Consider the following 13,772-nt stretch of genomic DNA (forward strand, 5'->3'; position numbering starts at 1 on the left):
CCTGCTCACGCCGGGTACGCGTGCGTCTCGGTCGCCTTGACCGACACCCACACCTGCCGGCCGGGAGCCAGATCGAGGTCGGCGACGGCGGCCGGCGTGATGTCGGCGAAGGCGGTGACGGGCCCGTCGAGGTGCACGCGCACGTTGTCGCCGTGCCGTTCGACGCCCTCGACGCGAGCCTGCCACAGGTTGCGCGGGCTGCCGTCCGGGCGGGTGCGGTAGAGGGCGACGGCGGCGGGCGGGAAGGCCACGAACGCGGCCCCGTCCAGCGACTCGGTGGTGTGCAGCAGCAGCTCACCCACCTTGACCCGGGTGCCGTCGGCCACCCCCCGGTACAGGTTGAGGCCGACCAGGCGGGCGACGTAGTCGGTGCGCGGGCGGCGGGCGATCTCGGCGGGCGGGCCCTGCTGGACGAGGGCGCCGTCCTCGATGACGATCAGCCGGTCGGCCAGCACCATGGCGTCGAGCGGGTCGTGGGTGACCAGGACGGTGGCGCCGCCGAAGGCGGTCAGGTGACGGCGGAGCTGGGAGCGGATCTGCAACCGGGTGTGCGCGTCCAGGGCGGCCAGCGGCTCGTCCAGCAGCAGCAGCTCCGGCTGGACGGCCAGGGCGCGGGCGAGCGCGACCCGCTGGGCCTGGCCGCCGGACAGTTGCCGGGGCCGGGCGGCGGCGCGGTCGGCCAGGCCGACCCGGTCGAGCAGCTCGGCGGCCAGGCTGCGCGACTCGGCCTTGGACATCCCCTGGCAGCGCGGCCCGAAGGCGACGTTGTCCAGCACGCTCAGGTGCGGGAAGAGCAGGTAGTCCTGGAAGACCATGCCGATCGGGCGGCTCTCGGCGGGCATGGTGTGCAGCGGCCTGCCGGACAGGGTGATGTGCCCGCCGGACAGCCCGGTCAGCCCGGCCAGGGCGCGCAGCGCGGTGGTCTTGCCCGCGCCGTTCGGGCCGAGCAGCGCCACCACCTCGCCGGGCTGGACGTCGAGGGCGAGGTCGAGGGTGAAGGCGGGCCGGGTGACCACCAGCCGGGCGTCCAGGGTCATGGGGCGCTCACCCACCGGTCACGCAGGCTGGCCAGGATGATCACCGAGACGGCGAGCAGCACCAGGCTGAGCACGATGGCCGCCTCGGGCTCGGTCTCCAGCGCCAGGTAGACGGCCAGCGGCATGGTGCGGGTGGTGCCGGGGAAGTTGCCGGCGAAGGTGATCGTGGCGCCGAACTCGCCTAGCGCCCGCGCCCAGCACAGCACCGCCCCGGCCACCACGCCGGGCATCACCAGGGGCAGCGTCACCCGCCGGAACACCGTCCAGCGGGAGGCGCCCAGCGTGGCGGCGGCCTCCTCGAAACGCTGGTCGGCGCCGCGCAGCGCGCCCTCCACGCTGATCACGAGGAACGGCATCGCGACGAACGCCTCGGCCACCACCACTCCCGCCGTGGTGAACGGCAGCGTGATCCCGAACGAGGACTCCAGCCACTGCCCGACCAGCCCGCGCCGCCCCAGCACGAGCAGCAGTGCGACGCCGCCGACCACCGGCGGCAGCACCAGCGGCACGGTGACCAGCGCGCGGACCACCCGCCGCCCGGGGAAGGAGACCCTGGCCAGCAGCCAGGCCAGCGGCACTCCGAGCAACAGGCACAGCGCGGTGGCGATGGTCGCGGTCACCAGCGACAGGCGCAGCGCCTCCAGCACGTGCGGCTCGGCCAGCCGTTCCAGCAGCGTCGGCCACGGCGCCCGGATCAGCAGCCCGGCCAGCGGCAGCACCAGGAACGCCAGCCCGGCCAGCGCGGGCACGACGAGGATCCACGGCGTCCGCCCGGCGGGCTCGCGTCCTCCACGCGCGCCCGCCGGGCGGCTGTCATGATGCCGCGACTCAGATGCCTCCATGCGAGATCAGGGAGCCTCGAAGCCGGCCTTGGTCAGCACGTCCTTGCCCTGCTGCGACAGCACCAGATCCACGAACTGCCGGGCCGTGTCACCGGCCGGGGCGTCGGCCAGGGTGGCGATCGGGTAGTCGTTGATCGCCTGGCCGGCCTCGGGGAACTCGATGCCCCGCACCTTGCCGCCGGAGGCGATGACGTCGGTCTTGTAGACCAGCGCCGCGTCCACCTCACCCAGCTCGACCTTGGTCAGCGTGGCCTTGACGTCCTGCTCCAGGGTGACGGGCTTGACCTGCAGCCCGGCCGCGTCCAGCGCCTTGACGGCCGCCGCGCCGCACGGCACCTGCTCGGCGCAGAGCGCCACCTTCACCTCGGGGTCGGTGAGGTCCTTCAGCTCGTCCACCTTGGCCGGGTTGTCGGCGGGCACGGCGATCTGCAGCCTGTTCCTGACGAACGTGGCCGGCGAGGCCGCGAGCGACGCGTCCGTGACGGTCTTCATGGTGGCCGGGCTGGCGGCGGCGAACACGTCGGCCGGGGCGCCCTGGGTGATCTGCTGGGCCAGGGTGGCGCTGGAGCCGAAGTTGAACTTCACCGTGGTGCCCGGATGGGCCGCCTCAAAGGCCTCGCCGAGCTCGGTGAAGGTCCCGGTCAGGGACGCCGCGGCGAACACCGTCAGCTCCTTCGCCGCGGCGGACGCGGACCCGGAGGCCGTGGACGTGGCCGACTCTCCGGAGCCGCAGCCGGACAGGCCCGCGAGCGCCAGCGCGACAGGCAGGGCGATCGCCCATCGGGACATCCGACTGAACACCAAGGGGGCTCCTCACAGGTGGACGACGTGCGCCGTCACCGCGTCGCGGAGCATCTCGGTGACCATCTCCGTGAAGCGAAACGTCGTCACAAGCCTCCATCATACCGCCCGCACTTTCGAGGATGAATACCTAGATTCTTCCGCAGTAGCGGCACGATATGCCGCTCTGGCATGGCATCCACGAGGTTCAATCGCACCTCCGCGCGCCCGCCTGACCGGCCCCCTGGCCCGGTGATCCTCGGTCACTTCCGGGTGGAGTAGGAATGGGCGCCGGCGCCGGCCAGCGCGCCGCCCTCGACGATCAGGTACTCCTCCCGGATCGGGGTGCCGTCCAGCCACGCCTCCAGGATTCCGCGGGTGCCAGCGGCGTAGCGGGCCTGGGCGGACTGGGAGGATCCGGAGATGTGCGCGGTCATGCCGTGGTGCGGCATCGTCCGCCGGGGGTGTTGCCGCTCCATCCCGGGCGGGCTCTCAGGCCACGGCCTGTGCAGGCGCGGCGATCTCCAGCAGGCGCGGGGCGAGGGCCGCCGCCTGGGCGCGGATCTCCGGGACGGCGGTCGTCTCGTACAGGCTTCCCCGCAGCAGCGGGCCCACGGCGAAGAGGCGTTCACACGGCCCCCGCAGCGCGCCGTCCGGATCGGCGTCGAGGCCGAGTCCCAGCGGGTCGGGACGGGCGGCGCCGGAGGCGATGAGGGCGGCGAGGAAGGGGTCGGACGTGACGTCGCCGCCCGGCCCGGTGGCGTTGACCAGCCAGCCGACGTCGAGACCGGTCGCGGCGCCGCCCGAGCCGGGGTGAACGCGCGGGCCGTTCGCGGCTGGCTCGGCGTCGTCCAGGCGGGCGTGGACGCGCAGGCCGTTCGCGGCAGGTTTGGCGTCGTCCAGGTGGGAGCGGGCACGCTGGCCGTTCGCGGCTGGCTCGGCGTCGTCCAGGCGGGCGTGGACGCGCAGGCCGTTCGCGGCGGGCTCGGCCGAGATCAGGCTGCCGCGCAGCAGCCGCAGCCGCCCGGCCGCGCGCAGGTCCTCGATGGCGGACGCGGAGGAGGGCGGGATGCGGTGCCGGTGGATCTCCCAGTAGCGCGCCACCCTGCGCAGGAACACCCGCCGCTCGTCCGCGCCGAGCCGCTGCCACAGCTCCTGGACGTGCGGTCGCAGCCCCTCCATCACCCCTTGCCAGTCGCCGCTCGCCCGCACGGCCCGGCGGGTGGCGGTCAGCAGGTCCGCGACCCGCAGTGGGCCGTCGGGGATGGCGACGGGGACGGGCAGGGCAGGACGCGGCAGGTGCGGGCGGGGGAGCAGGGCGTGCCTGGACAGCGCGTGCACCACCGTGTCAGGGTGCGCCCTGGTCACGGTGAGCGCCACGTCCACCATCGTCAGGCCGGTGCCCAGGACCAGCACGGGCGCGCCGTCATCGATGCCGGCCAGCGCGCCGGGCGCCCACGGGTCGGCGATGTGGCGGGGGTGCGCGGGCACGCCCGGCAGCGCGGCGGGGCTGCGGTTGCCGAGGGCAAGGACGACCGCGTCGCCGCCGATCCGCCTGCCGTCGGACAGCCGTACCGTGTGGTCGGCGTCCAGGGCGACGGCGGTGCCGGTGACGCGGTGGAGCTGGCGCGCGGGCGGGTCCTCGGCGGCGGCCAGCACCTCGCGCAGGTAGCGGCCGTAGACGGCGCGCGGCAGGTAGTCGTAGGCGTGCACGCCTTCGGTGCGCGCCCAGGCCCGCAGGTGGCCGGGGTCGTCGTCGAGCGCGCTCATCCGCTCGACGCGGGTGTTGAGCAGGTGGTGCGGGTCGGTGGTGGAGTAGGCCTGGCCGAGCGCGTGCCGGCCGCCTTGGTCGAGCAGGGTGACCGCCACGGGAGTTCCGGTGGCGCGGGCGAGCCGCAGCAGGTGGATCGCGGTCAGGGTGCCGCTCGCGCCGCCTCCGACGATGGTGATCGATGGTAGGACCATATACCCACTATACCTGTAGGATATAAAGGATAAGCTGGACCTATGACGCGGACGGTTAAAGAGGCGCGCCGAACGTGTGCGTGCCCGCCGCCACCTCCCGCTCCGCCAAGTTCGGCAGGGCCACCAGGGCGGTCGTGTCCAGCGGCACGGTGGCCGTGACGGTGAGGGTCTCGCCGTCACGGCTCCAGGAGACAGCGGCGGGCTCGTACGGCGTGTCGTGGCGGGCGCGGGCGTGGGTGAGACCGCCGCCGGGACGCGGGCGTACCAGCGGGCGGCGGTGGCCGGGGGCGGCCGGGGGCGGCCGGGGCGAGCCCGGCGACGGTGCGGTGGCCGTCGGCCTCGACGAGCTCGACCAGGCGGCGGCCGGCCCGTTCGCGCTGCTCGACGAGGCCGAAGGACCCAGTCGCGGGTAGCGAGCAGCGCCGCCGTCTCGGCCAGGATCGTGGCGCTGCGGGCGTGGTAGGCGGTGGCGACGAGCGCGGGGCCGGTGCGGGCCTTGCCGGGCTGGTTAGGGGGCGCGGCGGGGTCGAGCCAGTCGCCGTACTGGAAACGCGGCGGCGGCGCCCGCCCAGGTGGGTCGGCATGCTCGGCGGCGTAACGCGGCGGCCACGGCACGAGCACCGACTCGGCGGACTCGACACGGCCAGTGGTGCCCCCGTCGCTCGGCTCGATCTCGTACCCTGCCTGCCGTCAGCCGGAAATGTCGGTCACGACCGTCCAGGACAGGCGCGGTGCGGGCTCGCCGATGCCGGACGCCTCCCGATGGTGCTCGAAGGTGACGGGCGTGACGTGTACGCCGGTCATGCCAGCCGCTCGAATCGCGGGACACGGGCCGGCCCGCACGCCACCGTGACCCGCGCGGGCCCCTCGACCAGCACCCCGTCATCCCCTCGCCACCGCCCCGGCGGCAGGACGACGACCCGCTCGGCGGCCCCCCGCACCGTCACGGGTGCCACGACCAGATCGGGCCCGAGGAAGAACTGGTCGGTGACGTCGTCCATCCCCTCGGCGTCGACTCCCGCACCGCCGGCGCCGCACGCACCGCGGCCAGATGCGCCTCGTCCAGGACCCGCGAAGGCGGGACGGAGAACTGCATCGCCGGCCTGCTGATGTGCCTGATCCGCGTGCCGCTGACCTGGCTGACGGGCCGATGGACCGCCCGCTGACATGCGGGAGACCCTGACCTGTTCAGCGCTGGGACCGCGCCGGATCGAGGCTCAGGCCCGCGGCATCGCCACCCCCTTACTCCGGCCGGAGGGCAGCACGGCCGCCACCACCGCCAGAACACCGCACAGCCCGATCACTCCCGCGACCGGTCGCCAGGGCACGTCGATCGCCACGGGCCCCGACAGTTGCGCCAAGGCGGCGTACAGTCCGAGCAGCCCGACCCCGGTCGCGACGGCGGCCAGGACCACGCCCACCGCCACCACCAGCAGAGCCTCGGCCATGACGTACCTCAGCACCTGAGCCTTGGCCGCGCCGAGCAGTCGCAGGGCGGCGTGTTCGCCCGCCCGGTCAGGGGCCGCCATCAGCAGCGTGTTGACCAGGGCGATCACGGTGTGGCTCAGCATGATGCCGAGCACCGCCAGCAGGCCGAGACGGCTGGCGGAGGCGCGCCGGCCGGTGGCGGTGGCGGCGGCCCAGGCGGCCTTGGTGACGGCGCGGGCGTGGTGTCCGTCGGCGGCCCGTTCCAGCGCCTGCCGGACCTCGGTGGGGGAGGCGCCGGGGCGCAGTCTCACGTACGCGGCCGTCGGCGGGGCGGACAGGGCGTGCGCCGTGGCGACGTAGGAGTCCGCGGCCGATCGGGCGCCGAGCAGCGCGACGACCGTCAGGGTGGCCGGGCTGCCGTCGGCCCGCCACAACGTCACGCGCTGCCCCAGGGACAGCTCCCAGGTGGGTGAGACGGCGATCGTGTCGTCCCGCAGGCCGGCGAGCGATCCGGCGGTGACGGGCACGGACAGGGCGGTGGTCAGCGCGGCCGGGTCGACGGCCTCGGCGGGCCGCTCGATGAGTTGCGAGCCCTCGCCCTCAAGGGTGTAGAGGCTGGTCGAGGTGACGGTGGTGACGTCGGCGCCGGGGACGGCACGCAGGCGTTCGACGAGTTGCCGGTCGAGCCCGGCCGCCCCCGTGGGCAGCACCAGGTAGTCGGCGCGGACGGGCGCGGTCCGCATCGCCGACTTCGTGGCGTCGGTCATCGCCATGGCCCCCAGCAGGGTCGCCGCAAGCGCCACGGTGACCAGGACCGGCGCGGCGACGGCGGCGGTACGCCGCGCCGAGGCGCCCGCCCAGCCCGCGACCACGAGCGCGCCCGCACCGCGCAGGCGGCCGAGCGGGGCGGCCAGCAGCGCCGTCACCGGGCGGACGAAGACCGGGGCGAGCAGCCCGGCGGCGGCGATGAGCAGCATGACGATGGGCATGAACGTCTTGTTGTTGGTCGCGCCGTCCGGGTCGCCGACGGCGTTGACGGTCATGCTGACGACCGCGATGGCCAGCAGGCCGCCCCCGGCGATCCAGCGTCCGGCCGTCATGGCCTTCGGTTCGATCGCCGCCGCGCGCAGTGCCTCCGCCGGCCGCACCCTGGCGGCGCGCCAGGCGGCGACGGCCACGCCGAGCACGGCGACCAGTACGCCGGTGGCGAAGGCCACGTAGGACGGCACGGACGAGGTGGAGAGGGTGGGCCAGGCGGGCGCCATGCCGAGCGAGGCCAGCCAATCCATGATCGGCTGGGCGCCCAGCGTGCCGAGCAGCGCGCCGAGCGCGGAGGCGGCGACGGCGATCAGCAGCGCCTCGCCGTAAACCATGCGTCTGACCTGGCCGGTCGTCGCGCCGATGGTGCGCAGGAGGGCGAACTCGCGCTGCCGCTGGCCGACCGCGAAGGCGAACGTGGACGACACCACGAATATGGCGATAAATCCGGCGAAACCGGCGGCGATGCCGACGATCGTGTTGGTGTTGTTACGTGCCTGGTCGTCCGTTTCGCGGGTGGGGTCGAGCAGCGCCCGGTCTTGGCCGGTCAGCACCAAGACCTGGCTGGAAACGGCCGGCGTCCCCGGCTGAGCCGATCCGGCCGAACGGGCCGGCCTGATCAGGATCGCCGGACGGCACGCGGCGTTCGCCCATCCCTCATGCGCGCCGCGGCCTTCCAGCTCAGCACGTACGATCTGCGCCTGGAAGCGCACGCGGTCCTGGCCGGTCTGCTGGCCGGCGACCCGGACCGGCGGGCCTGGCACCTGGCCTCAGCCGCGACCGGCCCGGACGAGACCGCCGCGCGAGCGCTGGAGGAGACGGCCCACCGGGCCAGGGAGCGTTGCGCGAACGTCAGCGCCTGCGCCGCGTTCGAGCGGGCGGCCGAGCTGAGCGAGGATCCCGAGCTGAAGGGAAGGCGGCTGCTCGCCGCCGCGGTGGATGCCACCGAGGAGGGCCAGCTGCACCGGGCCCAGCGACTCCTCGACGCCGCCACCGGCCTCGTCCCTGACGCGTCGGCCCGCGCCATGCTCCCCGCCCTGCTCCCCACGCTGCTCCCCACGCTGCGCGCCAGGATCGCCTTCGGCCAGGGCGCGCCGCGCCTGGCACACGACCTGCTGCTCGACGGCGCCGCCGACGTGGCCGCCGCCGACCGTGCCGCCGCGGGGCTGATGCTGGTCGAGGCGGCGCGCAACGCGCAACGTCTCGGCGACGCCGACGGCATCGTGGCGGCGGCCACCCGGCTGCGCGAGCTGGACCTGCGCCCGCAGGACGACCTGGACCTCGCCAGACAGGCCGCCCTGAGCACGGCGCTGCTGCTGACCGACGGCCCCGCCGCCGCGCTGCCGGTCATGCGGGAGCTGGTGGCGGGCGGCAGCCGGATCATCCCCGACATGCACTCACGCCGCATCAACGCCGCCTACTTCGCGCTCCAGACCGGCGACTTCAGCACCGCGTGGGAGATCGCCCGCGCCGCCGCCGGCGAATGCCGCACCGCGGGCGAGATCAGCAAGCTCGCCGTGCTGCACATCACCCTGGCCACCAGCGAGATCTTCCTCGGCAGGTTCACGGACGCCACCGCCACCGCGAGCGAGGGGCTGCGGCTGACCGCCGGGACGGGACGTCCGAACCGGGCCGGCTGCATGCAGGGCATGCTCGCCTGGATCGCCGCCGCCCGGGGCGACACGGACCGATGCGCCGAGCTGGCCGCCGCCTCGCTGGAGCGCTACGACGCCAACGGCATCGTCAACGGCCTGGCCTGGACGCGGTGGGCCCAGGCCCTGCTCGACCTGGGGCAGGGCCGGCTCGCCGAGGCCCTGGACCGGCTCGACGCCGCCATGGCCGGGCCCGTGCGCAACCAGTTCCAGGCCGTGCACTTCGCCCCCGACCAGATCGAAGCCGCGTCCCGCCTCGGCCTGCCCGCCGACGAGCCGCTGCGCCGCTACGAGGCCTGGGCGCAGGCCTCCGGCCTGGCGTGGGCACAAGCCGTCCTGCACCGGTGCCGCGCCCAGCTCGAACCCGACAGTGAACGGGCGGACGAGCTCTTCCGCGCCGCCGTACGCCTGCACGCGGTCGGCGGCCGGCCCTGGGAGTCGGCGCGCACCGCGCTGGTCTACGGCGAACGGCTGCGCAGGGAGCGGAGCAAGCAGGCCGCCCGCGTCCAGCTCCGCGCCGCGCTCGAAACCTTCGAGCGCCTCGACGCCCGCCCGTGGGCCGAACGCGCCCGCGGCGAACTGCGCGCCGCCGGCGACACCAGCCTCGCCTCCTCCGACACCGGCTCCTTGCCTGCGCTGTCGCCGCAGGAGCTGCAGATCGTGCGGCTGGCCGCGGCGGGGCGGACGAACAAGGAGATCGGGGCGCAGCTCTTCCTCAGCCCCAAGACCGTCAGCTACCACCTCTACCGGGCCTTTCCCAAGCTCAACGTGACGAGCAGGGCTCAGCTCGCCGGGCTCGACCTGGTCTGATCGGGCGGACCGCGGAACGAGTGCCGTCTGCGCGGGGTGCGAACTCAACCCGGCCAAGGAGGGCGTGGCCGCCGCTGCGCCGTTCCCAGGCCGCCGGCTTCGCCGCCACCGGCCCTCGGCACCCCCGCATAATCGTGACCGGCTCTGCGAATGGAGCCCGCCAGCCATCCGGCGATGAATCCGATGATGACGCCGGAAGCCATCTTCGCCACCTCGGTTTCTCCTCGGCCAGGCCTGCCAGGGGATGGAGAGGGAAGGTCCGGAGTGGATTGGTAGGCCTTCTGCAGGATCTCGTTGAAACGGCGCATCTTCCGGCTCTTCGCCGCCTGTAGACGGTGCGTGCGAGCTTCGATCCAGAATTGCCTTCCGGGAATGGTGGTGAACAGTTCTGTGCTGGCGAGCGCGTACAGATGGTGATCAGGTAAGTCGCCGATCTCGTAGCGCATCTCCCAGAACGAGACCAGCAGGTTGAGGTAGAGGTGCTGTCGCAGCTCGTCCTGTGGGCGCGTGCGGTCCAAAGCCCCCCAGCAAGCCAGATATGTCGGATCTTCCATGGCCATTTCCATGAGTTGCGCATGATAGCCCCTTGCGGCTTCCTGGCGGGTGGCGCGAGCCTCTCTGCTCTGCAGGATGAGCGAGGTTGTGACACCTATAAGCGCAAATGCGGAAAGTATGGCGGAAGTCGCTCCGTAAGTTTGTCCAATCTGGCTTAGTTTGTTCCAGTCTGCGTCTCGGGCGAGGTCGAGTCGAATGAGCAGGACGGGAGACAGGAGAGTCAACGCGCTCCCGCCGGCCGTCACTGCCACCAGGGTGATCAGCAGAAACGTGCGTGAGAGCCGGCGGCCTTGTGCCGGTCGTCTTGGACGTTGCACGCTCACACAGTGTCACATCGGGCGGTCTTAGCCTAGTTGTGATTACGGTGGGGTCTGGTTTACCTCTTGGGGAAGATGGGGAGAAGCCCTGAGAGATCGTTGGGCGAGTAAGGTCGCAGTCGTGACCTGGGCTCAACATCGGGTTGGCTCATCACATAGCAGCCTGATGGCCCTGTGCGACAACTCCGCTTCGGTGATCCGACGCGAACGCGTCCGCCCTGCTCGGTATCTGAGTGCAGGGTCGTTGACGAGAAGATGCGGCAGATGGCAACAAGGCTCCCGATTCCGATATTCAGGGTCGAAATCGCTCGTGTGCGCTTAACCGGCTCTCGTTCGGCATCAAGCCTCTGAGAAATCTGGACGAAGAAATGACAGTAAGTGAAGTGGGCTGGCGGCGTAGCGCCACATGCACCTCCAACTCAACTTGCGTGGAGGTTCGTCCGCGCAACGGGAGAATCGTGATGCGCTCGACTCTCTCCGCATATCGCGAGCTCGAGTTTTCTCCCGACGATTGGGAAATATTCATCGCAGACATCAAGAGCGGGAAATATGCCGATCTGATCTGATGTGACTCCGGGGCCGGTCCGCCGCTGGCGGGCCGACCCCGCCCATGGACGTTCGACCGCCGAGCAGATCGTCCGCACACCAGCGGCTGGCGCAAGACCGCGGAAGGCGGGCAGGCGAAAGGCTGTGCGGTTAGGGTTTGGGCGTGGACATCACGATCGCAGAGGAACTGCTCCTTCTCTCCCACGACGAGGAGACCGGCAGGCCGAACATCAGTGAGGTCGCGGTGGACGTGACCCTGACAGCCGCCGTACTCGCCGAGCTCACGCTCGCCGGCCGCTTCCGCCACGCCGAGGGCCGCCTGGAGGTCCTCGACCCGACGCCCACCGGTGACGACGAGTTCGACAAGGTGCTGCGTGACATCGCGGCGTCCGAACCGCGCGAGGTCAGGTGGTGGCTCGACCGGCTGACCAACCCGACGCGACGCTGGAACCTGCTGAAGCGGCTGGCCGAGCGCGGGGTGCTCAGCGAGGAGCACGGCAAGGTGCTCGGACTGTTCCGTACTACGAAATATCCGGAACGTGATCCGGGGGTGGAGCGGGAGATCCGTCGCCGGGTGCGCGACGTCCTCGACGGGGCGGCGCCCGATGAGCGGATGGGCGTGCTGGTCGCGTTTTTGGGTGCGTGCGGGCTGGGCGAGAAGTTGTTCCCCGGCGCCCGGCGTGAGCGGATCGCGGAGATCACCGAGGGGCAGTGGACCGGCCCGGCGGTCAGCGAGGCCATCGTCCAGGTCATGCACGCCATCCGTACGGCGGTGCAGGTCAGCACCACCATGGCGATGGGCAACATCATCGCGGCGAGCGACGGTTAGCAGGTCAGGACGTCGGCGTACAGCTCCAGTTGGTGGCGCATGATCCGGCGGTTCAGCGTGCCGATGCGGTCCGCGTGCTCCTGCGTGACGCAGGAGATCAGGTGCACCAGCGCGACGTGATCCTCGCGCGGGACGATCGCCAGGTCCGGCCAGAGCTCACGGCCGCCGATCGGCGCGGCGGCCACCGCCTCGCGCAGCGCCCGGTCGACCTCCCGCGCGTCCGCCCGCCAGCCTCGCGGGATGACCAGCAGGCCGCTCTCCATGAGGGCGGCGTACCAGGCCCGCAGGTCGGTTTCCAGTGCCGTGCGCGCGGCGGCCACCCGGCGGGTGTCCTTGAGCGCCCGGTACGCGGCCCGCGCCGCCCGCCCGTCGGGGAACCTGGCCACCTCCCACCCGTGCCGGGCGGTCACCCGGCTCTGCCTGGTGGACGGGTCGACCAGCTCGATCACGGTGGGTTCGGCCGCGGTGCGGCATCGTACGCCCGCGTCGGTCAGGCGCAGCCACAGATCCCAGTCCTCCAGCCCGGTCTCGTTCGTGCGCCAGCCGCCCACCGACTCGGCCAGCCCCGCGACGTGCGCGATCTGCGAGGGCTGGAAGATCGCGTTCATGACCTGGAGCTCTGGGTGCCAGCAGAGCGTCAGCGGGGGAGTGACGTGCAGCACGTCGCCGGCGGCGGTCACCCGCGTCGCCCCCGTGGCGGCGAGCTGCTCGCCCTCCAGCGCCCGCGCCAGGACCGCCAGGTGCTCGGGCGCCCATCGGTCGTCGTGGTCGAGGTAGGCGACGTATGCGCCGCGGGCCTCGGCGAGCCCGATGTTGCGCGGCCCGGAGGGGTGTCCGTGGCGGTGGGTCCTGATGAGCCTGACCCGGTCGTCCGCGCGGGCGAACCCGGCGACCACCTCGTCGGTGTCGTCGTCGCTCGCGTCGGAGACGACCAGCAGCTCCCAGTCACGCAGCGACTGCGCCAGAACCGACTCGACGGTGGCCGCGATCGCCGGCCCCCGGTTGTAAGTGGGGCAGACGACCGAGAACCTCACGATTCCACCCGAGCGGGCTGCGCCTGGGGCAGCGGCGTGAACACCAGGGACCTGAGGTCGACCAGGACGTGCACCACGATCGGCGCGATCAGGCTGCCGGTACGCAGGTAGAGCCCGGTGAACGCGATCCCGGCCAGCAGCGACAGCAGCGCTCCCGACATGCCCTGGTAGAGGTGCCCGAGCATGAACACGGCCACCGCCACGACCGCGGCGGCCATCGGGCTGAGCCCGAGCGCCACCCCCAGGGCGATGAACAGGCCCCGGTAGATCAGCTCCTCACAGACGCCCGCGGAGACCGCGACCCCGGCGGCCAGCCACCGCTGCCGGGGGGTGCGCGGCAGCAGGGCGGAGTAGGCGTCGGACCCGGGCACCTTCCCGCCGTTCCTGACCAGCCAGCGCATGAAGAGCACCAGCGGCACCATCGCGACGGGCAGCGCGACAGCGATGCCGTAGGTGAGGCTGGGGTCCTCGGGCGGCCTGATGCCCACGCCCGCCAGGTCCAGGGACGGCGACAGCCCCACCACCACGAGGGCGACGGCGGCCAGCGCCCACAGCTCCACGATGCTCAGGGCGAGACCGCGCGAGAGCGGGGTGATGCCCTTCTCCAGCTTTTCGTAGGAACGGCGGCCGAGCAGCGGCGCGACGACTGCGAGATAGCTGATCAGGCCGCCCGCGAGCACCCATGACCAGACGACTGTGGACGGCATCGGCCTCCTGACCTCCCTGCGGGCCTCGGCCCGGGAAGTACGGCTGGCGCCGGACGATGCAGGAGCCGAGCACCAGCCGTACATCGAACATGTTAGACGTCTGCTGCTGCCAGCCTCGTTCACGCGGCGGACGGGCCATAGTCGCCGTCGTCATGGGTCCCGTGTGACATCTGTCATGTCTCTCCGTCACTTCCGGCTTGACCAGGAGAAACCGGCCCGGGGAAGCGACCGG

The 13,772-nt window shown here is 72.5% G+C and carries 14 protein-coding genes and 1 pseudogene; 3 read left to right on the forward strand and 12 right to left on the reverse strand.

Annotation, left to right across the window (positions count from 1 at the left end):
• Positions 1-5: 5 nt before the first annotated feature.
• The 9 genes and pseudogenes from FXF51_RS40900 to FXF51_RS40940 all read right to left on the reverse strand — a co-directional run bounded on the left by FXF51_RS40900 (position 6) and on the right by FXF51_RS40940 (position 7,644).
• Complete coding sequence (locus FXF51_RS40900) at positions 6-1,037, reverse strand: ABC transporter ATP-binding protein (RefSeq protein WP_148440148.1); 1,032 nt, start codon at positions 1,035-1,037, stop codon at positions 6-8.
• Entirely contained in the window at positions 1,034-1,879 is an 846-nt protein-coding gene (locus FXF51_RS40905) for an ABC transporter permease (RefSeq protein WP_262380148.1), read from the reverse strand. The genes FXF51_RS40900 and FXF51_RS40905 overlap by 4 nt, the downstream gene beginning before the upstream one ends.
• A 6-nt stretch (positions 1,880-1,885) precedes the next feature.
• On the reverse strand, positions 1,886-2,668 hold the full coding sequence (gene modA / locus FXF51_RS40910; RefSeq protein ID WP_148440233.1) for a molybdate ABC transporter substrate-binding protein: 783 nt from the start codon (positions 2,666-2,668) through the stop codon (positions 1,886-1,888).
• Positions 2,669-2,922: 254 nt separating this feature from the next.
• Positions 2,923-3,096, reverse strand: coding sequence for a hypothetical protein (locus FXF51_RS40915; protein ID WP_262380150.1), 174 nt, complete (start codon positions 3,094-3,096; stop codon positions 2,923-2,925).
• Between the two features lie 55 nt (positions 3,097-3,151).
• Positions 3,152-4,624: an FAD/NAD(P)-binding protein gene (locus FXF51_RS40920; RefSeq protein WP_148440149.1), complete on the reverse strand. Its 1,473-nt coding sequence runs from the start codon at positions 4,622-4,624 to the stop codon at positions 3,152-3,154.
• Positions 4,625-4,679: 55 nt separating this feature from the next.
• Entirely contained in the window at positions 4,680-5,027 is a 348-nt protein-coding gene (locus FXF51_RS63550; protein ID WP_222871690.1) for an alpha-L-rhamnosidase C-terminal domain-containing protein, read from the reverse strand.
• Between the two features lie 65 nt (positions 5,028-5,092).
• Positions 5,093-5,245, reverse strand: a pseudogene (locus tag FXF51_RS63075) (hypothetical protein); the annotation flags it as partial.
• Between the two features lie 179 nt (positions 5,246-5,424).
• A complete protein-coding gene (locus FXF51_RS40935; protein WP_148440150.1) occupies positions 5,425-5,625 on the reverse strand; it encodes a hypothetical protein in 201 nt (66 codons plus the stop codon).
• Positions 5,626-5,841: 216 nt separating this feature from the next.
• Positions 5,842-7,644, reverse strand: a complete 1,803-nt coding sequence (locus FXF51_RS40940) for an ABC transporter permease (RefSeq protein WP_187414844.1) — start codon at positions 7,642-7,644, stop codon at positions 5,842-5,844.
• Between the two features lie 105 nt (positions 7,645-7,749).
• Between FXF51_RS40940 and FXF51_RS40945 the strand changes: the two genes are divergently transcribed.
• Positions 7,750-9,552, forward strand: a complete 1,803-nt coding sequence (locus FXF51_RS40945) for a LuxR family transcriptional regulator (RefSeq protein WP_148440152.1) — start codon at positions 7,750-7,752, stop codon at positions 9,550-9,552.
• Between the two features lie 44 nt (positions 9,553-9,596).
• Here FXF51_RS40945 and FXF51_RS62150 read toward each other — a convergent pair whose 3' ends face one another.
• Positions 9,597-10,430 (reverse strand): DUF6082 family protein, encoded by an 834-nt coding sequence (locus FXF51_RS62150; protein ID WP_222871675.1) that lies wholly within the window; start codon positions 10,428-10,430, stop codon positions 9,597-9,599.
• Positions 10,431-10,792: 362 nt separating this feature from the next.
• Between FXF51_RS62150 and FXF51_RS63930 the strand changes: the two genes are divergently transcribed.
• Both FXF51_RS63930 and FXF51_RS40960 read left to right on the forward strand, forming a co-directional pair.
• Entirely contained in the window at positions 10,793-10,990 is a 198-nt protein-coding gene (locus FXF51_RS63930; protein ID WP_148440154.1) for a DUF397 domain-containing protein, read from the forward strand.
• A gap of 143 nt (positions 10,991-11,133) precedes the next feature.
• A complete protein-coding gene (locus tag FXF51_RS40960) occupies positions 11,134-11,799 on the forward strand; it encodes a GOLPH3/VPS74 family protein (RefSeq protein ID WP_148440155.1) in 666 nt (221 codons plus the stop codon).
• Here FXF51_RS40960 and FXF51_RS40965 read toward each other — a convergent pair.
• Complete coding sequence (locus FXF51_RS40965) at positions 11,796-12,833, reverse strand: glycosyltransferase family 2 protein (protein WP_222871676.1); 1,038 nt, start codon at positions 12,831-12,833, stop codon at positions 11,796-11,798. The two genes, FXF51_RS40960 and FXF51_RS40965, sit on opposite strands and share 4 nt — an antisense overlap.
• A complete protein-coding gene (locus FXF51_RS40970) occupies positions 12,830-13,540 on the reverse strand; it encodes a CPBP family intramembrane glutamic endopeptidase (RefSeq protein WP_187414845.1) in 711 nt (236 codons plus the stop codon). The genes FXF51_RS40965 and FXF51_RS40970 overlap by 4 nt, the downstream gene beginning before the upstream one ends.
• Between the last annotated feature and the right edge of the window lie 232 nt (positions 13,541-13,772).

Origin of the sequence: Nonomuraea sp. PA05, assembly GCF_008086045.1 — a bacterium.
Lineage (GTDB): Bacteria > Actinomycetota > Actinomycetes > Streptosporangiales > Streptosporangiaceae > Nonomuraea > Nonomuraea monospora.